The 22,036-nt window shown below is 60.6% G+C and carries 22 protein-coding genes; 15 read left to right on the top strand and 7 right to left on the bottom strand.

All coding sequences use genetic code 11. The features are described 5' to 3' along the window. The first annotated feature begins 70 nt into the window (after positions 1 to 70). From VUN82_20050 to VUN82_20000, 11 genes are all read left to right on the top strand, one after another. The gene (locus VUN82_20050; protein XAS74747.1) at positions 71 to 1,555 is read left to right on the top strand and encodes an aldehyde dehydrogenase; all 1,485 of its coding nucleotides are present in this window, start codon (positions 71 to 73) and stop codon (positions 1,553 to 1,555) included. A 41-nt stretch (positions 1,556 to 1,596) separates the two neighbouring features. Further along, complete coding sequence (locus VUN82_20045) at positions 1,597 to 1,941, top strand: RidA family protein (protein ID XAS71355.1); 345 nt, start codon at positions 1,597 to 1,599, stop codon at positions 1,939 to 1,941. A 6-nt stretch (positions 1,942 to 1,947) separates the two neighbouring features. Further along, positions 1,948 to 2,949, top strand: coding sequence for a PDR/VanB family oxidoreductase (locus tag VUN82_20040; GenBank protein ID XAS71354.1), 1,002 nt, complete (start codon positions 1,948 to 1,950; stop codon positions 2,947 to 2,949). Positions 2,950 to 2,981: 32 nt separating this feature from the next. Beyond that, on the top strand, positions 2,982 to 3,974 hold the full coding sequence (locus tag VUN82_20035) for a VOC family protein (protein XAS71353.1): 993 nt from the start codon (positions 2,982 to 2,984) through the stop codon (positions 3,972 to 3,974). Next, entirely contained in the window at positions 3,967 to 4,842 is an 876-nt protein-coding gene (locus tag VUN82_20030) for an alpha/beta hydrolase (GenBank protein XAS71352.1), read from the top strand. Before VUN82_20035 ends, VUN82_20030 begins: the two co-directional genes overlap by 8 nt. Then, positions 4,839 to 5,582, top strand: coding sequence for an SDR family oxidoreductase (locus VUN82_20025; GenBank protein XAS71351.1), 744 nt, complete (start codon positions 4,839 to 4,841; stop codon positions 5,580 to 5,582). The genes VUN82_20030 and VUN82_20025 overlap by 4 nt, the downstream gene beginning before the upstream one ends. A gap of 88 nt (positions 5,583 to 5,670) precedes the next feature. After that, entirely contained in the window at positions 5,671 to 6,459 is a 789-nt protein-coding gene (locus tag VUN82_20020) for an SDR family oxidoreductase (protein XAS71350.1), read from the top strand. A 33-nt stretch (positions 6,460 to 6,492) separates the two neighbouring features. Then, positions 6,493 to 8,163 carry a thiamine pyrophosphate-binding protein gene (locus tag VUN82_20015; protein ID XAS71349.1) on the top strand — a complete coding sequence of 557 codons (1,671 nt, stop codon included), beginning with the start codon at positions 6,493 to 6,495 and terminating at the stop codon, positions 8,161 to 8,163. Positions 8,164 to 8,179: 16 nt separating this feature from the next. Beyond that, complete coding sequence (locus VUN82_20010; GenBank protein ID XAS71348.1) at positions 8,180 to 8,824, top strand: alpha/beta hydrolase; 645 nt, start codon at positions 8,180 to 8,182, stop codon at positions 8,822 to 8,824. Continuing rightward, positions 8,817 to 9,035 (top strand): recombinase-like helix-turn-helix domain-containing protein, encoded by a 219-nt coding sequence (locus VUN82_20005; GenBank protein XAS71347.1) that lies wholly within the window; start codon positions 8,817 to 8,819, stop codon positions 9,033 to 9,035. Before VUN82_20010 ends, VUN82_20005 begins: the two co-directional genes overlap by 8 nt. 3 nt (positions 9,036 to 9,038) lie before the next feature. Beyond that, positions 9,039 to 10,139, top strand: coding sequence for a Rieske 2Fe-2S domain-containing protein (locus VUN82_20000; GenBank protein XAS71346.1), 1,101 nt, complete (start codon positions 9,039 to 9,041; stop codon positions 10,137 to 10,139). 121 nt (positions 10,140 to 10,260) lie between these two features. Here the strand turns inward: VUN82_20000 and VUN82_19995 are convergent, their stop codons facing one another. After that, positions 10,261 to 10,779, bottom strand: coding sequence for a cupin domain-containing protein (locus VUN82_19995; protein ID XAS71345.1), 519 nt, complete (start codon positions 10,777 to 10,779; stop codon positions 10,261 to 10,263). A 199-nt stretch (positions 10,780 to 10,978) separates the two neighbouring features. Between VUN82_19995 and VUN82_19990 the strand changes: the two genes are divergently transcribed. The 4 genes from VUN82_19990 (at position 10,979) to VUN82_19975 (ending at position 14,352) form a co-directional block, all read left to right on the top strand. Continuing rightward, positions 10,979 to 11,536, top strand: coding sequence for a MarR family transcriptional regulator (locus VUN82_19990; protein ID XAS71344.1), 558 nt, complete (start codon positions 10,979 to 10,981; stop codon positions 11,534 to 11,536). Between the two features lie 46 nt (positions 11,537 to 11,582). After that, positions 11,583 to 12,380 carry an aspartate dehydrogenase domain-containing protein gene (locus VUN82_19985; protein ID XAS71343.1) on the top strand — a complete coding sequence of 266 codons (798 nt, stop codon included), beginning with the start codon at positions 11,583 to 11,585 and terminating at the stop codon, positions 12,378 to 12,380. A gap of 43 nt (positions 12,381 to 12,423) precedes the next feature. Further along, positions 12,424 to 13,887, top strand: coding sequence for a YdiU family protein (locus VUN82_19980; GenBank protein XAS71342.1), 1,464 nt, complete (start codon positions 12,424 to 12,426; stop codon positions 13,885 to 13,887). Between the two features lie 87 nt (positions 13,888 to 13,974). After that, positions 13,975 to 14,352, top strand: coding sequence for a hypothetical protein (locus VUN82_19975; protein XAS71341.1), 378 nt, complete (start codon positions 13,975 to 13,977; stop codon positions 14,350 to 14,352). 40 nt (positions 14,353 to 14,392) lie between these two features. On the opposite strand, the gene VUN82_19970 is transcribed toward VUN82_19975, so the two are convergent. The 6 genes from VUN82_19970 to VUN82_19945 form a co-directional block, all read right to left on the bottom strand. Continuing rightward, positions 14,393 to 14,950, bottom strand: coding sequence for an NAD(P)H-dependent oxidoreductase (locus VUN82_19970; protein ID XAS71340.1), 558 nt, complete (start codon positions 14,948 to 14,950; stop codon positions 14,393 to 14,395). 178 nt (positions 14,951 to 15,128) lie between these two features. Then, a complete protein-coding gene (locus tag VUN82_19965) occupies positions 15,129 to 17,258 on the bottom strand; it encodes an RICIN domain-containing protein (GenBank protein XAS71339.1) in 2,130 nt (709 codons plus the stop codon). A 29-nt stretch (positions 17,259 to 17,287) separates the two neighbouring features. Then, positions 17,288 to 18,817, bottom strand: coding sequence for an alpha-N-arabinofuranosidase (locus tag VUN82_19960; GenBank protein ID XAS71338.1), 1,530 nt, complete (start codon positions 18,815 to 18,817; stop codon positions 17,288 to 17,290). Then, positions 18,799 to 20,136, bottom strand: coding sequence for a family 1 glycosylhydrolase (locus VUN82_19955; GenBank protein XAS71337.1), 1,338 nt, complete (start codon positions 20,134 to 20,136; stop codon positions 18,799 to 18,801). Before VUN82_19955 ends, VUN82_19960 begins: the two co-directional genes overlap by 19 nt. Then, the gene (locus VUN82_19950; protein XAS71336.1) at positions 20,133 to 21,017 is read right to left on the bottom strand and encodes a carbohydrate ABC transporter permease; all 885 of its coding nucleotides are present in this window, start codon (positions 21,015 to 21,017) and stop codon (positions 20,133 to 20,135) included. Before VUN82_19950 ends, VUN82_19955 begins: the two co-directional genes overlap by 4 nt. Continuing rightward, entirely contained in the window at positions 21,017 to 21,979 is a 963-nt protein-coding gene (locus tag VUN82_19945) for a sugar ABC transporter permease (GenBank protein ID XAS71335.1), read from the bottom strand. Before VUN82_19945 ends, VUN82_19950 begins: the two co-directional genes overlap by 1 nt. Positions 21,980 to 22,036 lie beyond the last annotated feature (57 nt).

Genomic DNA, 22,036 nt, shown 5'->3' with positions numbered 1-22,036 from the left:
GATGAGTACGGACAGCCTTGTAGGAAACACTTCCCGGCCCAGCCCTGCGGACGCCAAGCTGGTGGCCGAGATGGCCAGCGCTCCTGATACGCGGGATGAGATCTACGTGGGCGGCGTCTGGACCCGAGGCAGCGGTGCCGTGATCGAATCGGTCAATCCCGCTACCTCTGAGGTTTTCGCCACCCTCCACGGAGCAACGACGGCGGATGTGGACGCCGCGGTGGCTGCCGGCCTGAAAGCCGTGGAAGAGTCCGGATGGGCAAAGAAGCTCCCTCACGAACGCGCTGCTGTCCTGCACCGCATCAGCTCAGCCATCGAGATCAACGCTGATCGCATTGCCGAACTCCAGACGCTGGACACAGGTAAGACACTCGTGGAAACCAGGGCGCTCGCCATGAGCGCGGCAGCCACCTTCCGCTTCACCGCGTCCGCTCTGGAGACCATGGAGGATGCACTGACGCCCCCTCGTGGGAACTACCTCAGCATGTCCACCTATGAAGCGATCGGAGTGGTGGGTGCCATCACGCCCTGGAATTCGCCGATTGCCAGCGACGCACAAAAGGTGGCTCCGGCACTTGCTGCAGGGAACGCCGTCGTGGTGAAGCCGCCGGTCTGGGCTCCTTGGGTTTCGCTGCTGTTGGCACGGATTTGCGAGGAGGCGGGCCTACCTGCAGGTCTGCTCTCTGTACTTCCAGGCCCCGGCCGCGTCGTAGGCGATGCGATCGCGCGACACCCTGACGTAGGCAAGATTTCCTTCACGGGCGGCACTTCCACGGGGCGCCAACTGGGCCATATTGCCGCCGAGAAGATCATGCCCATCACCTTGGAGCTGGGCGGAAAATCGCCCACCATTATTTTTGCTGATGCCGACCTGGACCAGGCTGTGTCCGGCGTGCTGTATGGCATCTTCTCTTCGAGCGGTCAGAGCTGCATTGCCGGCTCGCGCGTGTTCATCCAGCGATCGGTCTATGACGCCGTTGTCGAAAGACTCGTCAAGGGTGCCGAAGCCCTTCGGGTCGGACCAGGAACGGACCCAAGCACCCAGGTAGGTCCACTGGTGGCCCATGCCCACCGTGACGCCGTCGCAGGGATGGTTGAAGACGCGCGGCTGGCTGGTGCGCAGATCCTCTGCGGTGGCACTGCCCCCAAGGACCCCCGGCTTCAGGCTGGTGCGTTCTACGAGCCCACCATCATTGCTGGCGTGAGCAATTCGGACGTCATTTGCCAGGAGGAAATTTTTGGTCCGGTGGCCGTCGTCTTGCCGTTTGACGATGAAGCCGATCTCATCCTTCAGGCCAACGACAGTGTTTTTGGCTTGGCCTGCGGCATCTGGACCGCTGACTACCGCCTCGCCTGGAGAATAGCGCGAGCCGTTTCGGCCGGGACCGTGTGGGTCAACACCTACAAGCAGTTCAGTATCTCCACCCCGTTCAGCGGGCTTAAGGAAAGCGGTCTGGGCACTGAAAAGGGCCGGGACGGCATTCGCTCCTATATGCACCAGAAGAGCATCTATATCGACCTCTCGGGTGCATCCATCCCATGGGCCGGCAACTAGCTGGACCGGCCACCACCACCTTGCGTTCGAAAGGTACGTCAATGAATGCTCACCCCTACAGCCCCGCCTTTGTAGCCGGGGGATTCGGCTTTATCTCCGGTGCATTGTCGGTGGATGAAAGCGGTATTGCCGTACCCGGTCGCTCCGAAGCGCTGGTAGCCGCAGCCGCGAGGCTCTCAGAGCGACTGGGAGCCGTCGGGATGTCCTTGGAGGACGTCGTAAAAACCACCTACTTCGTCACCGACGTGACGCTGCGGGACGAAGCCAACAGCCACTACGAACTGCTGTTCGAATCGCCGCGGCCGGCACGTTCGTTTGTGGAGGTGGCCGCCCTGCCCTATGGAGCCACGGTGGAAATCGAAGCAATCGCCCACCGGAGGAAATGAAGACCAATGAGTGTGGAAATTCAGAACCGTGCGGCGGTGACCCCTGCTGCCGCCGAATCGAAGGTGCTGACGCTCAGGGTGCAGCAGAAAACCTGGGAAGCCGACGGCGTCATCCGGATGATGTTTGTTGATCCCGCCGGGGCGGCACTCCCGCAGTGGCTTCCCGGCGCCCACCTAAGCCTGCACCTGCCCAATGGGCTCACTCGCGAATACTCCTTGTGTTCGGACCCGGAAGACTCCACCAGTTGGACTGTGGCAGTGCTGCGAACCCCCGATTCCCGCGGCGGCAGCAGGCTGATCCATGATGAGCTGCCGGTGGGAACGCTTATCAAGGTTGAGGGCCCGCGCAACAACTTCGAGCTTGATCACGCCGAACGGTATGCCTTGGTAGCTGGCGGCATCGGAATCACCCCGATCATTTCCATGGTGCGGCGGTTGGAAACAGTCGGAGCTGACTGGTCCCTGCTGTATACCGGCCGGTCGCGTTCCACCATGGCCTTCCTGTCAGAGATTTCAGACCTGCCCCGGCACCGGATAAGCATCCACGCTGCCGACGAAGCAGACGGCAACTATGCGGATCTCTCGGAGGCAGTCGGCTCCCTCCCGCCTGAAGCCCTGGTGTATGCCTGCGGCCCTGAATCTCTGATGCAGGCTGTAGCTGGCGCCATGGCAGATGAATCGCGATTGAGGATTGAGCGGTTCAAAGCACCGGACATCGTGCCCGGACCGGAACTCGACGAGACAGGTTTCGACGTCATCTGCCAGAGCACTGGCCAGCGGATCGCCGTTGGGGCCGATGTTTCAGTTCTGGATGCCCTGAACGACGCCGGCATCAACGTTCCCAGCTCATGTGCAGAGGGCATCTGCGGAACCTGCGAAACCGGGGTCATAGCGGGGGACGTTGAGCACCGCGATTTCCTGCTCTCCCCGGCTGAACGGGCAGAGAACAAATCAATGTTTGTCTGCGTCTCACGTTGCCGGTCCCGGGAACTGATTTTGGATCTCTAGTACGAACATCACTCGACTGAAGGTTGATTCCCATGAACTATTTCTCAGCAGAGCCTGTCTGCAATCTGCGCTCCCTGCGTTCTGTGTCCCTGAAAGTGCCCGATACCCGGCCAGCCAAGGATTTCTACCATGAAGTCTGGGGCCTTTCCACCGTGGAGGAGGACACTGACAAATTTTGGCTCCGCGGAACCGGGTCCGAACATCACATCCTGAGGCTGGAAAGAGGCGAGCAGAATGCCCTGGGCGGGGTCTCCTTCGCCCTGGCCACGCCGCAGGACGTTGACCGTGCAGCTACTAAGCTCACCGCCTTGGGGATTCCGCTTTTCCTTGAGCCGGGTCCTTTGGACGATGCTGCCGGCGGCTACGGTCTTCAACTGGTGGATCCCGAAGGCAGGTTGGTGGAACTTTCCGCCAATGTCCACGCCGTTGTCAGTCAAGAGCCGGCCGGCCGACGGGCCCTTCCACGCAAGATCGCCCACGTGGTGCTCAACACCGTGGATATTGACCGCGCCACGGCCTTCTATACGCAGGTGCTGGGGATGCGGATTTCAGATTGGTCCGAGCACCAGATGGCCTTTCTGCGGTGCAACAGCGAACACCATGCCATCGCGTTCAACCAGGCTCCCTGGACCTCGGTCAATCACGTGGCTTACGAGATGCAGAGCATTGATCACTTCATGCGTGGCATCGGCAACCTGAAGCGGCACAACATCGCTCCTCAGTGGGGGCCGGGCCGGCACGGACCCGGCGACAACACGTTCTCGTATTTCACTGACCCTTCGGGACTGGTTTGCGAATATACCTCCGAAGTAGCCCAAGTGGATGAGGACAGTTGGCTGTGCCGCACCTGGGAGCGGACGCCGGAACTCTCCGACCAATGGGGAACCGCGGGTCCGCCCACTTCCGCCGTCCGAAGCGCCATGGCCGGCGTTCCGGATAGCGGATACAGGTCGCTGGTGGTCCCTGGACGAGAGGATTACTTCTCCATGCTGGGGGCTCCTGCCACAGAAAAAGCCCATGCGTAGCAGCTCCTTGCCGATCGCCACCGAAACCGCGTCGACTGGCACAGCATCCAGTGATACCGCCCCGACTGACACCGCGTTGACTGGCACCATTACCGAACGCCGGAAATTTGTCCACGGGGTCTCCCTTGTTATTCGCGGGGAAGGTATCCCGGTCTTCCTCATGCACGGCATCGGGGGAGCCGCATCATCCTGTGGTGCCCTGGCTCAGCTGCTGAGTGCCCACGGATATCAGACGTTTTGCTGGGATGCTCCCGGCTACGGCGAATCGGCAGCACCACCGGAAGGCTTGGATCATCCTGCTTTGGTGCTGGAGATCCTGGCCACACTGAATGTGGGCCCCGCCCACCTGATCGGCACATCATGGGGAGGCGTAATCGCCACCCGGATTGCCGCTCAAGCACCGGAGGCAGTGCGGTCCATTGTGCTGGCGGACAGCACCCGGGGTTCGGGAATTACCAAGACCGCGGCGCAACGCATGCTGGCCCGCGTTCCGGAACTTGCCGCCGTCGGTCCCGAAATACTCGCGGCCCGACGGTCGGCAAGACTGGTCTCCCCGTCCGCCCCGGCTTGGGTGGCCGAAGCTGTTCGCGCGGACATGGCCGCCGTCCGCTTGTCTGGCTTTTCGTCGGCCGCCACCATGATGGCGCAGTGCGACACCACGGACCTGCTGCCTCGGCTGCGGATCCCGGCGCTGGTCTTGGTGGGCCAGGACGACGTGATCACTGGCGTCGCGGAATCCAGGGTGCTCGCAGAGAACATTCCCGGTGCCACGCTGGGCATCATTGCCGGCGCAGGGCACGCCGCAGTGCAGGAAAAGCCGATGGAGATGTCCGCTGCCATCCTCGCATTCTGGGAGGACCTTCGGTGACGCGCCTCGTAGTGGTTACGGGGTCTGGGCGGGGACTTGGGTTCGACATCGCCGATCGATTGGCAAGCAGTGGAGACCGAATAGTCATTGCCGAGAAGAACGCAGACCTCGCCGAGCATGCCGCAGCAACACTCCGCGGACGTGGCCTTGACGCGACGGCGATCATCACCGACATCGCTGACAAGACTTCCGTGGTGGACCTGGCCGCGGCGGTCCAGCAGCTGGGCGGCGCTGATGCACTGGTCAACAATGCGGCATTGGCCGACGGCGTAGGCGGCGACGCCTTTTGGGAACTGGAAGAGGAGTTCTTCCAAAGGGTGATGACTATCAATGCCTACGGGACCTGGCTGGTCAGCAAACACCTTTACGCCCAGCTGGCCCAAAGCAAGGCTGGCTCCATTGTCAACATCGCATCAGACGCAGCGCTCTACGGCTCTCCACGGCTGGTCCACTATGTCGGATCAAAAGGGGCTGTCCTGGCGATGACCCGGACAATGGCCCGCGACGCGGGACCAGCCGGAGTCCGCGTCAATGCCGTCGCCCCAGGGCTGACCCGGGTGGAAGCCACCGAGTCAGTGCCGGCCTCCCGTTACCGTCTCTACGAAGAGAACCGCGTGCTGCCCAGGGACCAACAACCTAAGGACGTATCCGGCGTCGTCCAGTTCCTGCTGTCCGATGCTGCAGGCTTCATCACTGGCCAGACGATCGTGGTGGACGGCGGCTTCGTCATGGGCCACTGAAGTCACAGGCCATTGGAGTCACAGCCCAACTAAGCCATGGATTACTGAACCGCCCGCAGCGGAAAACCACTAAAAAGGAGTCCCACATATGGACCTGCAATTGAAGGACCGCACGGTGGTTGTCACCGGGGCGAGTTCCGGCGTCGGGCTTGCCACCGCCCGCTATTTGCTGAGCGAGGGTGCGCAGGTTGCTGCCTGCGCGCGCGACGCCAGCCGCTTGGCCGAAGCGTTCGAGGAGTTTTCCTGGGCGGACATGGACTCGATTTACCTTGCGTCGTGCGACGTCACGGACCAAGATGCCACGGACAGGTTTATCGCCGGCACTCTGGATCGGTTTGGCGCCGTCGATGGTCTGGTCTGTAACGCCGGCCGTTCCTTGATGGCCACACTTCAGGACACCACGGACCAGCAACTGCGTGATGAGTTCAGCCTGAAGATCTTCGGCGTTTTGAACATGGTTCGTTCCGCCAGGTCTGCCCTGACGGCATCGGCCCACGGCTCGGTGGTCAACGTCAACGCAATCCTCGCCCGGCAGCCTGAGTTGCGCCTGGCTGCCACCTCTGCTGCCCGCGCCGCACTCCTGAACCTGACTCATTCCCTCGCCGAAGATTTGGCAACGGAGGGAACGCGGGTGAATTCGGTCCTGCTCGGTCTGGTGGACACCGGCCAGTGGCGGCGACGCTTCGAGGAAGCCGGCTCTGAACTCGACTACGAGGCCTGGAGTGCCGAGATCGCCGGCAACCGCGGCATCAAGCTGGGCCGTTTCGGCACGGCTGAGGAGGTGGCTTTCCATATTGTCACCCTGCTCTCGCCCCTCAGTGGATACACCACAGGAGCAACAATCGACGTCGGCGGTGGCGTTGGGCGCTATGTCTAGCCAGCGGAACTTCATCACGAAAGAGATCCAGATATGTCAGTGACACAAGAAGCAACGGTCCCAAGGGGACCAACAGGCGGTGATGTCCTGGTGCGTGTAATGCGTCGCCACGGCATCGATACGGCTTTCGGGGTCATCAGCATCCACAATCTTCCCCTCGTCGAGGCAGTGGACAGGGAGCTGAACTTTGTTGCCGTGCGCCATGAGGCCGCGGCAGTCAACGCGGCTGACGCCTACGCGCGCGCCTCCGGCAAAATCGGTATTGCCCTGACCAGCACCGGTACAGGAGCCGGCAACGCCGCGGGTTCCATGGTGGAGGCACTCACCGCGGGAAGCCGTGTGCTGCACATTACCGGCCAGATCGACAGCGAATTCATGGGCAGCAACCGTGGCGTGATCCATGAGGTCCCGCGCCAGTTGCAGATGCTCCACGCGGTCTCTGGCTATGCCCGCACCATTTTCAATGGCAAGGATGCGGAGGCGGACCTGGAGGAGGCAATCGCACACCTGCTCTCCTCGCCTCACACACCGGCCAGCATCGAATGGCCTACAGATTTGCAGTACCTTGCCCACCCGGACGATCAGCGCCCGATCGATGCGCAGGTGAAGCCTTTACCCGATTACGACGCCGATGCTGTCGCCGAAGCCGTTCGGCTCCTGGCAGGTGCCAAGCGACCCCTGATCTGGGCCGGCGGAGGAGCGGCGGGCGCGGGAAAGGAACTTGCGGCTCTGGTGCACGGGCTGGGCGCGGGACTGCTGACCAGCAACTCTGGCCGGGGCGTGGTTCCGGAAGATGACCATCTTGTCATCGGCAACTTTGCTACCACTCCCGCCGCCGTCCGGCTGATCGAACAGTCTGATGTGTTGTTGAGTGTTGGCACGCACTTCCGTTCCAACGAGACGCAGCACTATTCACTCAAACTGCCCGGCACCCACATCCAGCTGGATCTCAACCCTGAAGCCGTGGGCCGGGTGTATCCGGCCACTGTGGGTCTGGTGGGTGACTCCCGTGCGATTCTGGAGGCGATGGTCAGCCAGTTGGGTAGCCCTTCCGTGGACCCCGGCTGGTCGCAACAGGTGCACAATGTACGCCTTGAGGTACGGGCCGGGCTGACTGAGTACATCGGTGGCTATGCGGAAATCTGTCACAGCCTCAGGGACCGCCTGGATCGGGAATCCGTTGTTGCCCGTGATGTGACCATACCCTCCAGCCAGTGGGGTAACCGCCTGCTGGAAATGTACTCCCGCGAAACCAATATCTTTCCGCTGGGAGGCGGCATCGGCCAAGGTTTGGCCATGGGCATCGGGGCAGCCTGCGCCCGCCCGGATGTTCCCACGGTAGTTATTGCCGGCGACGGCGGCCTGGCCGTTCATCTTGGTGAACTCGCCTCCCTTGCCGGTTCAGGGGTCTGGTGCGTGGTGATGGTGTTCAATGACGGCGGCTATGGGGTGCTGCGCAACATGCAGAAAGCCAACGGCTTCGCCGAGGCGGGAGTCAACCTGCACACACCGGACTTTGGTCTGCTGGCCCAGTCATTGAACTTGCCATTTTGGCGGGTGCGCGGCCCCGGCTCCTTTGACGGGGCCTTGGTGGAAGCGCTCGCGGTACGGGGGCCTGCGGTGATCGAGATCGACGTCACTGCATTGGATCCCGCGCCTGGCGCGTTTGTGCCGCCGGTGCATATTCCAACCCCACATCAGTAGAGGAGCAGGAGAGCACATGAATTCAAGTACGGAAGTAGATCCGCGCCTTGGCCATGCGCCCGGCGACATCATGCCACTCCGCGATGTCATGCCACAGCATGATGTCGTGTGCTTGCACGGTGGCGGGGGAGCAGACGAATGGTTTGCCCATCAGCTCGACGCATTGGGAGCCCGTGCCTGGGAACCCCGAATCGGCCTTACTTTGGACGTCACCGGTCCGCCCGGACAGACGGACGAATGGGTTCAAGCAGCCTCGTCCGCGCTTCACGAGTCAACGTCGGGTCCTGCCCACATTCTGGCCAGCGGAACAGCTGCATACGGGGCCATCATGCTTGCTGCGCTGCACCCGCAGCAGGTCAAGAGCCTCATCCTCGGTGACCCGCTGGTGGACATGTCTCTTGAGGGATTTGTGGCCATGCTCCGGCGGGTGCGGGCGCCGTCGTTGGTCATCGCCGCTGCGCCTGACATCCATACCGATATCTCCATACCGCAAAGCATCGCTGGCGGCATCAGTAACGGTGTTTTTGTCATCATCGACAACACCGCCGTTCCAGCACACCAGAGCCGATCTCACTCATTCAACGAGTGGAGCAGATCATTCATGAACATCGCTGAAGGTCTGCACACTGTCGCCCAAACACAGGAGGAACCCAGTGCCTGAACAATATCTTGAAGCCAACCAGTCCCGGGTGGGTCCGCCCAATCCTTATGAACTGAAGCTGGCCGGAGCCCTGTCCGAGATTTTTGCCAGTGGTAGCCACGAGCTCCCGGCCATCATCTCGGGGTTGAACAATTTGGGCCTGAACGCCCCGGACGGGCACCCCTGGGATGAAACCCGATTCCGTTCCGAAATGCGACGACTGGGAGAGTAGGACATGACAACTGCAACTGCAAGCGCTCCAGCCGGAGCCGGAGTCAGGGCCGGCAGGGCCAAGACCAAAACTGTGGTCGGCACGCGCCGCCAACTCGACGCCTCCGAACTGGCTGCCACGGGACTGAGGGATCGCTGGTATCCCATCTACCCGTCGCGATTCGTTGGCCCCGGGGACATGGTCAAAGTCCGGCGGCTGGGCGTGGATTGGCTGCTGTTCCGTGATGCCAGGGGGCAAATCCGGATGTTGGAGGATCGCTGTCCCCACCGCAGCGCACCCTTGTCCGTGGGCCAACACCTCGGGGACCGGGTGGCCTGCAAGTATCACGGCGTTCAGGTGAACGGTGACGGCACGGTGGTTTCGGTTCCCGGCATGCCGGGCTGCGCACTCGAGGGCAAGACGGTGACCGCGTCGCTGGCTGTGGAGGAAGGCGCTGACATGATCTTTGCCTTCATGCCCTTGACCGAGGACTCCGAGGTGACGGAGTTCAAGCTGCCGGACCGTCTGGACAACCCGGAGGTTTCCTGGTTCTCCAACTACGCGGAATGGAATAGTCCGTGGCGCTTCTACATGGACAACGTCCTGGATCCGATGCACGGTGCGTTCCTCCACCGTGACTCGCATTCCATGTTTGGCGGTGATACCAGTGCCCGCTTCCGCATCCGTGAGACCGACCGCGGATTCTTCTTTGAGAAAACGGACCAGCGCGGCAAGAACTTTGACTGGGTGGAGTACTGCCGTGAATCCATGGACTACGTGGACCTGGAGATCCCGTACGCCGATTCGGCGGGCCCCGGAGGTTCCTTTGGCATCGTAGGAATGTCCACTCCCATCGATGCCCATACCTCGGCCGTTTTCCACTGGCGTACCCGGACCGTTTCCGACTGGGAGCGGGACGTTTGGCGATTCATGTACAAGACAACCCTTGAAGAAAAGCACTGGGTGGTCCTGGAACAAGACCGGGAATTGTTGGAGGCGCTGGCTGCAGATGCAGATAAGGACGAGCACTTGTATCAGCACGATCTTGGAGTAGCCAGGATCCGACGGGTGCATGATGCCGATGCGCAGAAGCAGGCCGCAATCCTCTCAGAAGGAATCGCTTAGCCCAAAGGGCCTGCAGCTCGAAACTCTTCGAGCTGCAGGCCCTTTCGTTGTGCACCCAGAAATTCAGCAAAACAAAACCCGGGTACCGGCCGCATTGGCCGGTGCCCGGGTTGTTGGAGATTTAGCGGGTCACGCCATACATCTCCGACGTCGGCGGATAGAACGGGATCTCCGGCTTCTTGGCGCCGATGATCACGCAAATGATTGCATCAACGTCGCTGACAGTGCGCAAACTCCGGGGAACGCCGGCCGGGACCCGGATCAGATCGCGGTAGCCCAGCACGCGGCTTGCTTTCTTGTTGCCGTCTTCAACGTCGTGCACGCTGAACTCCACCTCTCCTTCGAGGACAAAGAACACCTCTTCGACGTCCGGGTGCGTGTGCTCAGGACCTACGCATCCGGCGGGCAGCACCATGTTGGAAAAGGTGAAGTGCTCCGCCTGGAGGATGTTGCCATCGTCCGAGTGGTCTCCGGTGGCTCCGGATCCGATGTAGCGGACCTGTCCCCGCCGGAATTTTTCACCCATTTTGGTCTGGAATTTCAGGGTATTGAAGTCAACAACCCGGCTCTCACGGGAGGCGATGGCCGAATCAATCAGCTCCTCAAGTTCCGGTAACTTGCTTTCGATAACGTCGCTCATGATGGACCTCTCTCGGATTGGTAATTGCCAGATTTCGCAAGAGTCAGCGTGGATTCGATCTCCCTCGACTCTAACTATCTCAAGACTAAGATATAATGGGAGGTGCTGCAAGATGCCGGTGGAAAGTGCTCAAAATTTGCTGCGTTCGTTGGGAAGCTCAGTGTTAAGATGCTTAGACCGAATGAAGGAGAGAGTGCGCATGACCACCGAATCGCGGAACACTGACACGGACGCCGTGGACGCCATTATTGAGGACTGGCACCGCGAACGCCCGGACCTTGATCCCAAGACCATCGGCGTCTTTGGCCGCTTGCAGAGCCTGGTGGCGCGGCAGCGAGCTGTGCAGGATGTGAACTATGAGGAGTACGGGCTCACGTTGGCATCCTTTGATGTTTTGGCGAACTTGCGTCGATCCGGCCCGCCGCACAGGAAGACGGCTGGTGAATTGGCGAGTTCGTCCATGCTGACTACGGGCGGTATCACCTTCCGGCTGGACCGTATGGAGGAACAAAACCTCATTGAGCGGGTTCGGTCGAAGGAGGATCGTCGGGTGGTCTACGCCCAGATGACGGACCATGGCAAGGAGCTCATTGACGAGGTCATTTCAAAGCATCTGGAAACGCAGCGCAATATGCTCGCCGGCCTGACCGCCAAGGAGATCGAACAACTGGCGCTGCTACTGAAAAAAACCGAAGCCTCCATCGTCGCCTATGACCCGAAGGCTTCCTCCGCGGACGAACTTACGCTGAACGTCTAGATCACGGCGCGGGTTCGTCCATCCACTCCATCAAGCAAGGAATCGAATGAAGCCAGGAGCCCGCAGGATCGGAATCATCGGACATGGAGCCATTGGGGCCCGTGTTGCTGCTGACATTGCCGCTGGAAAAGTCAAGGGGGCCACGCTTGAGGGAATCATTTGCCGCAGCGCCATAGACAACGCGCCGGCACCCCAGCTTGAGATGGACCAAGCATTGGAGCGCTGTGACCTGCTGGTTGAATGTGCCGGGCAGGAGGTCCTGGTCGAGCATGGCGAGGCTGTGCTTTCTGCGGGCGTAGACCTGCTCGCTACATCACTCGGGGCGCTTGCGGACCCTGACCTCTCACAACGATTGTCCGCCGCAGGCCCTGGCAGGCTTTTCTTGACCCCGGGCTCCATTGGTGGCCTGGACTTGTTGGCTTCGGGCGCCCGCGCAACGGGCTATGACGCCGTCAGGATAACCACAACCAAGCTCCCGGGTTCCCTGATTCAGCCCTGGATGGACGAGGTTGAGGCTGATCGCATTCGGAATACTGCCGGCCCTATCGAGATCTTTGCAGGGTCCGCCGCCCGAGCCACAAAATTGTTCCCGAAGTCGCTCAACGTGGCAGCCGCCGTCGCCCTTGCAGTAGAGGACTGGGACACTGTGGCCGTTTCCGTAAGGGCCGACCCGGCGGCCGAGCTAACGACGCACTTGATTGAGGCTTCAGGAAACAGCGGGAATTACCGTTTTGAAATCTGCAACAAAGTGTCGCCGCAAAACCCGCGCACCAGCGGCGTTGTCCCGTTCGCTGTGCTCCGTTCCTTGGAACTCATCATCGGCGCGCGCGGTGGAATGATCTAGGCATCGCCTGCGGCGGCCCTTCCCGCATCGCTATCCTTGAATGATGAGCGAAATTGCGCATACCACCGTCGCCTCTGAGGGCCATTTCGCGCGGGACTTCCCTGAGATGGTTATTCCTTGGCGGGCGGAGGAAGCCCCTGATCCCCAGCTTCTGGTTCTCAACGAGGCGCTCGCCGTCGAGCTCGGTTTTGATCCCGGTTTTCTCCGCAGCCCGGAGGGCGTGCGGCTGCTGATCGGTAATTCCCTCCCGGAGGACGCAACCCCGGTGGCGATGGCATACTCCGGTCACCAGTTTGGCTGGTACTCACCGCGTTTGGGGGATGGGCGCGCCCTCCTGTTGGGTGAGATCGCCGGCGCTGACGGGAAGCTCCGCGACGTCCACCTCAAGGGCTCGGGGCGGACTCCCTTTGCCCGGAACGGCGACGGCCAGGCGGTGGTTGGGCCCATGCTTCGCGAATACATCGTGAGCGAGGCTATGCATGCTCTGACCATTCCCACCACGAGGTCTCTGGCAGTCGTCGCAACGGGCCGTCCGGTTCAGCGCGAGACTCTCCTACCGGGCGCCGTTCTGACCCGGGTTGCCAGCAGTCACCTGCGGGTAGGCAGTTTCCAATACGCCAGAGCCACCAACGACATGGATCTGTTGCGCCGCCTTGCTGATCACGCGATCGAACGCCACCACCCGTCCGCTGCTGGCGAAGCCAACCGCTACCTCGGTCTCCTAAAGGGCGTCATTGCGGTCCAAGCGAAGCTGGTGGCCCAGTGGATGCTCGTCGGTTTCGTGCATGGTGTCATGAACACCGACAACATGACTGTGTCTGGCGAAACCATCGATTATGGTCCGTGCGCCTTTATGGAAGGCTTCGATCCGGGTGCGGTATACAGCTCCATTGATGAATCCGGACGGTATGCCTATCGCAACCAGCCGTTGGTTGCCGAGTGGAATCTTGCGCGTTTCGCCGAGTCCCTCGCCTCTCTTATCCATGAGGATGAGGAGCAGGCGGTGGCCCTTGCCGTCGATGCACTCAACGGGTTCCGTCAGCAGTACAGCGCTGCCTGGTTCAACGGCATGAAGGCCAAGCTTGGGCTACCTGAGGGAATTGACGACGGCGTTGCCTCACCTTTGCTGGATGACCTGCTTGAGCTGGTTCAGGAGTCACGCGCGGACTACACCTCGTTTTTCCGGAACCTGGGAAAGGCCGCCCGCGGGCCGGCTGAACCCACTCGACGCATGATTCTTGATCTGGCAGCGTTCGATTCGTGGCTGGAACGTTGGCGTGCTCTCACGCCTGATGGTGATGCCATGGACCGGGTCAATCCGATCTATATTCCCCGCAACCACTTGGTGGAAGAAGCACTTGCGGCGGCTACGGAGGGGGACACCCGTCCGGCGGAGCGGTTGCTTGAAGCAGTTGAAAACCCATTTAGCGAACGCGCGGGCTTGGAACACTACGCCGCGCCGGCACCGGAGAGCTTCGGCCCTTATACGACGTTCTGCGGCACATAGCCCTTGTGGTAGGACCCCTCCCAGCAGGGGGTCGCGTTCCTTCTCAGCTATTTACCAAACATTTCTTTGGGTGGCAGAGTGAGCACCATGACTCGAATCCTGATGGTCGGAATCCATGCCCGGGCGCTTGACTACAGCAAACTGCCGCCGGGACTGGATGAGGCAACCATGACCGAGCGGATCGAGGCTGGCTTCGGGGCGACCATCGCTGCAGATTTTGATGCTGTGTCCTGCCTGATCGGCACCTCTCCGGACGAGGCCGAAGCGGAGATTCGCGAAGCGTTCGCCCGTGATCAGTTCGGCTTGGTGATGATCGGTGGTGGCATCAGGATGGTCCCGGAGTACACGGAACTCTTCGAACGGGTTATCAACGCGTGCAACGCCGAATCGCCGGGAATCATGTTCTGCTTCAACACCTCGCCAGAGACGACGCTGGATGCATTGAAGCGTCACATCCAGCCCTGAGCGGCCGCAGCCCGATGGGTCTCCTACTGAACCAGACGTGTTAGTGACGGATGGTTTTCAGGGCCGTCGACCAGGCAAGGACTTGGTCAATGAGGACCTCCAGGTTCTCTTCCGCCGTTGCACTCGGGGTGAACGTCGTGAAACCTTCAAAGTCTGTAGCAAAGGGCAGCGCCACTTGTGCCCGGACGTCGGCCATTTGGAGTTCGCCTGCTATCAGGCGGAGGTTTTCCACCGCCCGCACCCCACCGGCACTTCCATACGAGACAAAGCCAACCGCCTTGTTGTTCCATTCGGCGTAGACGAAATCGAGTGCATTCTTCAATGCTCCGGGAACGGAGTGGTTGTATTCGGCCGTGACAAATATGTAGCCATCGAATTCGGCCACGGCCCGCGCCCAGGTCTTGGTGTGCTCGTGCTGATAATTCCCCATTGACGGAGGCATTGGCTCATCCAGCAGCGGCAGTTTGTAATCGGCCAAATCAAGCAGTTCGTACTCGGCTCCGCCTTTGGCCACCGCACGTTCCAGCACCCAATCGGCCACCTGCTTGCTTCGCCGCCCTGGACGGGTACTCCCAACAACTACCGCTATCTTGACCATTTCGATCACTTCCTTCAAAAGGAACTTTGCCTGGACTTTTAAGTTTTCAACAACGGACCCAGCCACTTTCATCCGTTGCATCCGAGGCTGAAAGTGGATGGGCGGCGGCACATAATGAAGGACCCTCTGCAAGCAAAGCTGTACAGAGGGTCCTTCATGTCCAGGAAAAACAGACTAGTTACTGAATTCCTTCGCGGTTCAGCTTCCATTCCTGGCAGGTGAAGCCGTTGGCCGTGTATTGCTGGGCATGGGCACCATCAGCTGTGGAAGCACCAGCTATTTCCAGCAATTTCCCGCTGTTGGCATTGGCGAGTTTCCACCAGCCGCCGCTGACGCTCGGTGACCAGACTTGTGTAGGGCTACCTGTGGGTCCCCACTGGCTCGCCTGAACTCCATCGGCAGTAGCTGCCGAGCCAATTTCGAGAAGCTTGCCACTGTTGACGTTCGTGAGCTGGATTCCGCCGGTGGCTTGCTTGATGCTCCATAGCTGTGTGGCATTGCCGGTATCTCCCCATTGTCCGGCTCCCGCGCCATCGGTTATTAGGGCGCTGAGTATTTCCAGAGATTTACCGCTGTTGCGGTTGGTAACCCGGAATTGCGGATCCAGGCTGCTGGACGGGTTGAAGACTTGGAGGACATCGAGTTCGGCGAAAGAGGTTCCCTTGGTAAAGGACACCGTGTTGGCTCCGGCCGCCAGGGTAGCCGTCATCTGCACCCAGCCGTAGCGTCCCCAGTCGACGGTCGCCGGGTAATTCAACGTAGTCGATGTGCCCCCGTTGACTTTGACGGAGTGCGAGCTGTTTGCTCCGGTTCCGTTCGTGTAGCGCATATTCAGTGTGTAGGTTCCTGCAGTTGGCACCCTCACGGTGAAGGTGACCGAGCTGCCGGCATTGTTAATGTTGCCTACTTTTGAGCCATTGGATGCATCCGGATCGCTCACCAGGGCTGCATCCTGCCGGACTGCGCGTTCGGCTTCGTACTGCTGGGCGTCGAGGGGGATCGAGCCGACTCGAACATCGTTGTAGGTGGTAGCAGGATTTTCAACGTTGGTGGCCTGGTAGAGCGTCCTGCCGTCAACGCTGGTGTCGAAGCCTTGTGCGAAGCCGGTGAAGGACCCGCCTTGAGTGTCGGATGCGTCGTAGGTGACGGCGTAGGGGAGCCGTTCCCAGGGGCCGTCGCCGAGGTTGTAGTTGACGTAGAAGTTCTGGCCGCCATCGATGTTGCCGGCTGTGTCCAGTGACCATTTGGAGGCGATGACGACCATGCCTTTAGGTCCGCCCGTGGGAACCCATCTGACGAAGGGGGAGGATCCAATGCCTCGACCGTCTTTAAGAGCTACTTTTGTGCCGATGCTCGCTTCAGGCGACCAGTTCAGGCCATCAGGCGAGATCTTGAAGTAGACCGGCGCTGTATTTTGCGACTGGCTGGGACGGTTGACCACTTCGAAAGTGGCCAGATAGCGGCCATCCTGCATCTTGGTCACTGTGATCATGCCCGGGCGGTCACTGTTGTTTGTCGGCGCAGAAACATTGCCGAGTGCACCCCAGGTGAGGCCGCCATCAGTTGAGCGTCGGTAAGACACGGCTTGGAGCACGCCGTTTGCCTTTTGCCGCTCATCAGAGAAATAGGCTACGAGTCCGCCGTTGCCGTCGATTGCCAGGGAGGGTTCCCAAACAGTGCTCGTGGTGGAGGTGGGGCTGGGATCGTAGACTGCCGGCCCGCCGGAGTCGATGGTGCTCTGGTATGACCAAGTAACGCCCTTGTCGAGGCTCTTGTACACAACAAGCCTGCTGCTGGAGCGGTCTCCGGGCATTACCATGCCCGTGAGCAGAACCGTACCAGCGGGCAGGTTACCAACCTGCTGGGGGAGTTCGAAGAGAAAAGGCTGGGCCGTCCGCGTCAGGGCGGGGAAGTCAATGCTCGGATTCACTTCGGAGACCTTGGTCCACGTTGCGCCGTTATCGGTGCTGCGGTGGATCGGATAGCTTTGGACGCCGTTCGTCAGCACCAATTTGTCGAAGGTGGCCAGCAGTGTGCCGTTCGACGTCCCGTTGTTCTTGAGGGTGATGACCTTGGCGTAGGTGGTGCCTGCAGCGCGCCCGCCTTCCGGATTGAACGAGGATCCCGCCGGCGGTGAGTACACCAGCGAACCGTTCCCGGTAGTCACTGCCGCGGCGGGCGATATCGCAGTGAACTGGCCCGCCAGTACTGCCAGCATGACAAGCACGACGGCGGTGACGATCGGTCTCGTGCGTGGAGGGCTGCTCCTGAATTTGGGCATGGCTGAAGGCACAGATTGTTCGTGCATTTGTTCTCCCATTTCTTGTTGGCTATGTATCAGGCCCTTTCGGGGGTGCTGGCCAGGAACAACGCTGCCCAGGAGACAGGTGGCAGCGTAAGTGTGATGGTGCCGGGGCCCTGCTCCGTTCCCTCGAGGTCACGGAGTTGAACGCGATGTGGATCGGCCAGGGTGTTGGCGGCGAAGACGTCGGTATCGGTCAGCGTCAGGGCGCTAAGTATTTGCACGTCCCGGAGATGGCTGGTGTCGATAGTGACGGTAGATTCCTGGTCTGAGCTGCGGTTGACGAGGAAGACCGAGGCGGATCCGTCGTCGGGATTGTGGGTGGCGGCTGCGTCGACGATCCTGACGGTGCCGTGGGCAGCGGTGTCGTATTTTTCGCTTTCGAGTCCAGTGTCCAGAGCAGCGCCGTTTGCGTTGTGGGACGTCAGGGCGAAGGGGAAAAAGGTGGTCTGCCTCCAGGCAAGTCCGCCGGGTTCGGTCATGATGGGGGCGATGACGTTGACCAGTTGGGCAAGGGAAGCGGAGGTGACCCTGTCCGCATGGTTGAGCAGTGAAATGAGGAGATTTCCCACCACAACGGCGTCCGCAACCGTATAGCTGTCCTCGAGAAGCCGGGGCGCGATGGGCCAGTTGTCTATGCCCGTGATCTTATCGACTGTCTCGAAACGTTCGTTGTACCAGACATTCCATTCATCGAAGGAGATGTTCAGGGTCTTAGGGCTTCCCTTCACCGCCTTGATGTGGTCTGCGGTGGCGGTGACCGAGTCGATGAACCGGTCCATGTTTGCCGCCGAGGCCAGGAAGCTTCCCAGGTCGCCGTCTTTGATCTCGTAGTAGGCATGGCAGGAGATGAAGTCGACGTCGTCGTAGGTATGCCCGAGCACCACTCGTTCCCATTCGCCGAAAGTGGGCATGTCGGCACTTGAGGAGCCGCAGGCGACAAGTTCGATGGAAGGATCCAGTTGGCGCATGGCTTTTGCCGTCTGGGAGGCAATCTTGCCGTAGTCGTCGGCGCTGCGATGCCCAATCTGCCAGGGACCGTCCATTTCGTTGCCCAAACACCACATTTTGATGTTGAACGCTTTGTCGTGGCCATTGGCTGCCCGCTTCTCGGCCAGGGCGGTACCGAACGGGAGGTTGCAGTATTCCAGCAGATCCAAGGCCTCCTCGGTGCCGCGTGTTCCGAGATTGACGGCGAGCATGAGCTCGCTGCCGATTTCCTCGAGCCATCCTGCGAATTCGTGGAGGCCCACCTGGTTGGTTTCGGTGGAGTGCCATGCGAGGTCAAGCCGTTTGGGCCGTTGTTCCACCGGGCCAACGCTGTCTTCCCATTTGAATCCGGAGACGAAGTTCCCGCCGGGATACCGGATCGCTGATACTCCCAGTTCTTTGACGAGTTCCTTGACGTCGTTCCGGAATCCGGCGGAGTCGGCGAGGGGGTGGCCGGGTTCGTAAATACCGTCATAGACGCAGCGGCCGAGGTGTTCAACGAATGAACCGAACATCCTGCGGTTCACTGTGCCGATGGTGCGTCGTGGGTCGAGGGTCAGGCGTGCTGTGGCCACGGGCTTCTTCCTTTTTCGGAGGCGAATGCGGGTTCTTTGGTGATACCAGCGGCCGGCTGGGTCACAGCTGCGTCGGCGTAATGCTGGAACCTATCGGCGACGGGATTCTTCACCCGGTGAAGGGTGCCGATTTCGTCCGGGACAAGGTCCCAAAGGCCCATGGTGAGTCGGTAATGTTCAAGCGGTTCGGAGCCGTAGCGGTAGGTCCACTCGTACATATCCGTTACTGGCCACCAGGTGTATCCCACGATCTCCTGCCCCGCCGCTCGGAGTTCCTGGACGCATCGTACGGAGGCATCAAGCCACTCGATCCGCCTCTCATAGGAGCCTGTGAGGCAGGTTTCGGTGAGCGCAACCGGAGCACCATAACGCTTGCCGTAGGTGGTCAGAACGTCGGCCAATCCCTCCGTCCAGTCGTTGCGGACGGCACGGGGATCGTTGATGTCACCACGGACGGGACGCGCAGATTCCAAGAGCTCGGTGGAGTGCAGGGGGTAGTAGTTAACGCCCATCACATCAGGGAGCACGATGTTCTCTTGGTGCCATGCCAGATCGTGGTCGGTCATTCCGTGCAGGGAGAGCCAGGGCGTGAGCTCGTGATTGGCATCCACTTTGCCCGTCACCAGGTCCTCCACCAGATAGGAGCGTGCCTTGAGGTGACGGAGTTCATCATCATGTTCGCCGTTGTTCGAGTCACTGACGAACCGGAAACCAGCATCGACGTGAGTGAAGATGGCCCGCTCGCCAAGCACCTCGGCCATGTTTTGCTGGGCGAGGACAAATCCTTTGGAGAGGTTTCGCACCAAGGCGACGAGGCCGTCGTCGCCCGCCAGGTAGGGTGGCCAGTGCCCGAACTTTCCGGCAAACAGGGTGTGGATCATGGGCTCGTTAACCGGTGTGTAGTCCACCACCGTATCGGCGTAGCGTGCCGCGACCCGGGCGGAGTAATCAGCCACGCTTTCCGGATAGCTGGAGTTCAGGAACTGGTTGTCCAGCCACGTGGGGGTTCCGTAGTGCATCAAGTCCACCAAGGGCTTCAGCCCAAGTTCCTGGAACCGTTCCATCACTTGGTCCAGCCAGTCCCACTTCCAGACCCCGCGCTCGGGATTGATCTTGTACCAGGGGATGCCCCAACGCAGGAACTCTGCGCCCGCCTCCTTGGCAAGCCCCAAGTCCTGATGCCAGAAGCGGTAGTGCTGAGTGAGTTCGTATTCGTCCAGGGACCGCTCTCCGGCGCGTTCCTGGGGAATGAAGGTGTCTTCAATCCCGAGGCCGAAATGCAGGCGCCCGTCTTCATGCCAGTTCAAATTTTTCCTCACTTCAATCCTGTGGTGGCGACGCTCTCAATGAAGCGGCGTTGGACAAACATAAAGATGGCGGCGAGGGGCAGGATGGCTACGAGAGCGCCTGCCATCATCACGCCGTAGGGGACGATTCCGCCCGGTCCCGTCAAGAGGGTCAGCCCTGAGGTCAGAGTGCCCATGTCCTTGTCGGTGGTGAAGATCAGTGGCCAGAGCAGATCGTTCCAGTTGTTCACGAAGACGAACACTCCCAGCGTCAAGATGGCGGGCATGGCATTCGGGAGGACAACGTTCCAATACACGCGCCACTCCGAGGCACCATCAATGCGGGCTGCGTTGTCCAGGTCCCGGGGGAGGGACAGGAAGAACTGCCGCAGGAAGAAGATCCCGAAGGCGTCTGCGGCGCGGGGGATGATCAGCGCAGCGAAGGTGTTGACCCAGCCCAGGTCGCTTGCCAGTTGGTAGACCGGAACAAGGGTGGCCTGGAAGGGAATCATGAGGCTGGCAATGATCGCAATCAACAGGAACTTCTTGCCGGTGAAATCGATCCTCGCCAGTGCGTAGGCAGCCAGCGAGTCGAACAGGAGGGCAAAGAGCGTTACTCCACCAGCAAAGACGAAGCTGTTGGCGATCAGCCGGATGAAGGGGAGGTCCTGGAAGATCCTGGTGAAATTGTCCAAGGTCCACGTGCCCGGGGTGAGCGTCGGCGGAAAAGCGTTAACCTCGGCCACCGGTTTGAACGCCGTGAAGATAATGATGGCGATGGGCAAGAGAATCACGGCCGTCGCAAGGCCCAGGAGAACCACCACTAAAGCGCGGTTCAGCCTTGATCTCGTGGCGTTGCGGGATTTGGAACCTGCCCGGGCAGGGGTGGGCTGCCGTTCTAACGTGGTGGACATCAGTCACCTTCCCGTTCTCGTTTTCCGAAGAAAACAAACTGGACAACGCTGAGCAGCAGCGTGGCGGCCAGCAGGACATAGGACAGTGCAGAGGCGAAACCGACGTCGAGTTTCTGGAACCCGGACTTGTAGATCTGCATGACCACGGTTTCGGTGTGGCCGTATGGTCCTCCGCCAGTCATTACATAGATCTGGTCGAAAGCCTGGAGGGCGGCGATCAGGGCGAAGATGAGGACGAAAGCCGTGGTGTTGGACAGCATCGGCATGGTGACGTGGCGGAACCGCATGAAGGGCCCGGCGCCATCAACCTTGGCTGCCTCGTAGAGAGAGCCTGGGATTTCCTGCAACCCGGCGAGAAAGATGACCATGTAGAAGCCGAAGCTTTTCCACACGGCGACGAAGGCAACCGCGGGCATGGCCAGGACGGGATCCTGCAGGACGTTTCCGATGCGGATCCCGGCGTTCCCCAGCCAGTAGTTCAACAAACCAACCTGGGGGTCGATCAGGTAGGACCAGGCAATCGCGGCAACAGCGAGGCTGATAATGAACGGCAGGAACAAGGCAGTTCGGAAGAATCCGCGAAATGGCAGCCGGGGATCGTTCAGCAGCAGCGCCAGGACGAGCGCAAGAGCCACCGCCATTGGTGTGAACAACAGTGCGTACAGGGCAGTGTTGAGTACCGCATTGAGGATGACCGGATCCGTAAAGATGCGGGCGTAGTTCTCGAAGCCCACCCACTTTTCCTTGCCGAAGCCGCTGGCATCAGTGAAGGACAATCGCAGGGCGGAAATCATGGGCCAGGCAGTGAACGTGCCAAGGACCAAGAGTGCTGGGACCAGGAAGGCCAGGGCCTGGATGTTCTTGCGGCGTTGGCCGATTGCCGGGTTGCGTCGCCCGCCCAAGGGGGCTGGCGCACGGTAGCGGGGTGCCGCCGTCGTTTTCTTGTGCATGGTGGTGCTCATTTGGGAGCTTCTTTCCGGAGGGTGCGGCGCCCATCAGGCGCCGCACCTGTTCCGTTC

The organism is Micrococcaceae bacterium Sec5.1 (assembly GCA_039636795.1).
GTDB lineage: Bacteria > Actinomycetota > Actinomycetes > Actinomycetales > Micrococcaceae > Arthrobacter.
This window is presented reverse-complemented; position numbering and strand designations above follow the sequence as displayed.

What these genes read in the sequence shown, in the direction of transcription:
- VUN82_20045 (XAS71355.1), top strand. Translation starts at nt 1,597, where the DNA reads ATGAATGCTCACCCCTACAGCCCCGCCTTTGTAGCCGGGGGATTCGGC.
- VUN82_20050 (XAS74747.1), top strand. Translation starts at nt 71, where the DNA reads ATGGCCAGCGCTCCTGATACGCGGGATGAGATCTACGTGGGCGGCGTC.
- VUN82_19970 (XAS71340.1), bottom strand. Translation starts at nt 14,950, where the DNA reads ATGGTCAAGATAGCGGTAGTTGTTGGGAGTACCCGTCCAGGGCGGCGA.
- VUN82_20010 (XAS71348.1), top strand. Translation starts at nt 8,180, where the DNA reads ATGAATTCAAGTACGGAAGTAGATCCGCGCCTTGGCCATGCGCCCGGC.
- VUN82_20015 (XAS71349.1), top strand. Translation starts at nt 6,493, where the DNA reads ATGTCAGTGACACAAGAAGCAACGGTCCCAAGGGGACCAACAGGCGGT.
- VUN82_20035 (XAS71353.1), top strand. Translation starts at nt 2,982, where the DNA reads ATGAACTATTTCTCAGCAGAGCCTGTCTGCAATCTGCGCTCCCTGCGT.
- VUN82_20040 (XAS71354.1), top strand. Translation starts at nt 1,948, where the DNA reads ATGAGTGTGGAAATTCAGAACCGTGCGGCGGTGACCCCTGCTGCCGCC.
- VUN82_19990 (XAS71344.1), top strand. Translation starts at nt 10,979, where the DNA reads ATGACCACCGAATCGCGGAACACTGACACGGACGCCGTGGACGCCATT.
- VUN82_19945 (XAS71335.1), bottom strand. Translation starts at nt 21,979, where the DNA reads ATGAGCACCACCATGCACAAGAAAACGACGGCGGCACCCCGCTACCGT.
- VUN82_19995 (XAS71345.1), bottom strand. Translation starts at nt 10,779, where the DNA reads ATGAGCGACGTTATCGAAAGCAAGTTACCGGAACTTGAGGAGCTGATT.
- VUN82_19965 (XAS71339.1), bottom strand. Translation starts at nt 17,258, where the DNA reads ATGCACGAACAATCTGTGCCTTCAGCCATGCCCAAATTCAGGAGCAGC.
- VUN82_20000 (XAS71346.1), top strand. Translation starts at nt 9,039, where the DNA reads ATGACAACTGCAACTGCAAGCGCTCCAGCCGGAGCCGGAGTCAGGGCC.
- VUN82_20030 (XAS71352.1), top strand. Translation starts at nt 3,967, where the DNA reads ATGCGTAGCAGCTCCTTGCCGATCGCCACCGAAACCGCGTCGACTGGC.
- VUN82_19975 (XAS71341.1), top strand. Translation starts at nt 13,975, where the DNA reads ATGACTCGAATCCTGATGGTCGGAATCCATGCCCGGGCGCTTGACTAC.
- VUN82_20020 (XAS71350.1), top strand. Translation starts at nt 5,671, where the DNA reads ATGGACCTGCAATTGAAGGACCGCACGGTGGTTGTCACCGGGGCGAGT.
- VUN82_19985 (XAS71343.1), top strand. Translation starts at nt 11,583, where the DNA reads ATGAAGCCAGGAGCCCGCAGGATCGGAATCATCGGACATGGAGCCATT.
- VUN82_19950 (XAS71336.1), bottom strand. Translation starts at nt 21,017, where the DNA reads ATGTCCACCACGTTAGAACGGCAGCCCACCCCTGCCCGGGCAGGTTCC.
- VUN82_19980 (XAS71342.1), top strand. Translation starts at nt 12,424, where the DNA reads ATGAGCGAAATTGCGCATACCACCGTCGCCTCTGAGGGCCATTTCGCG.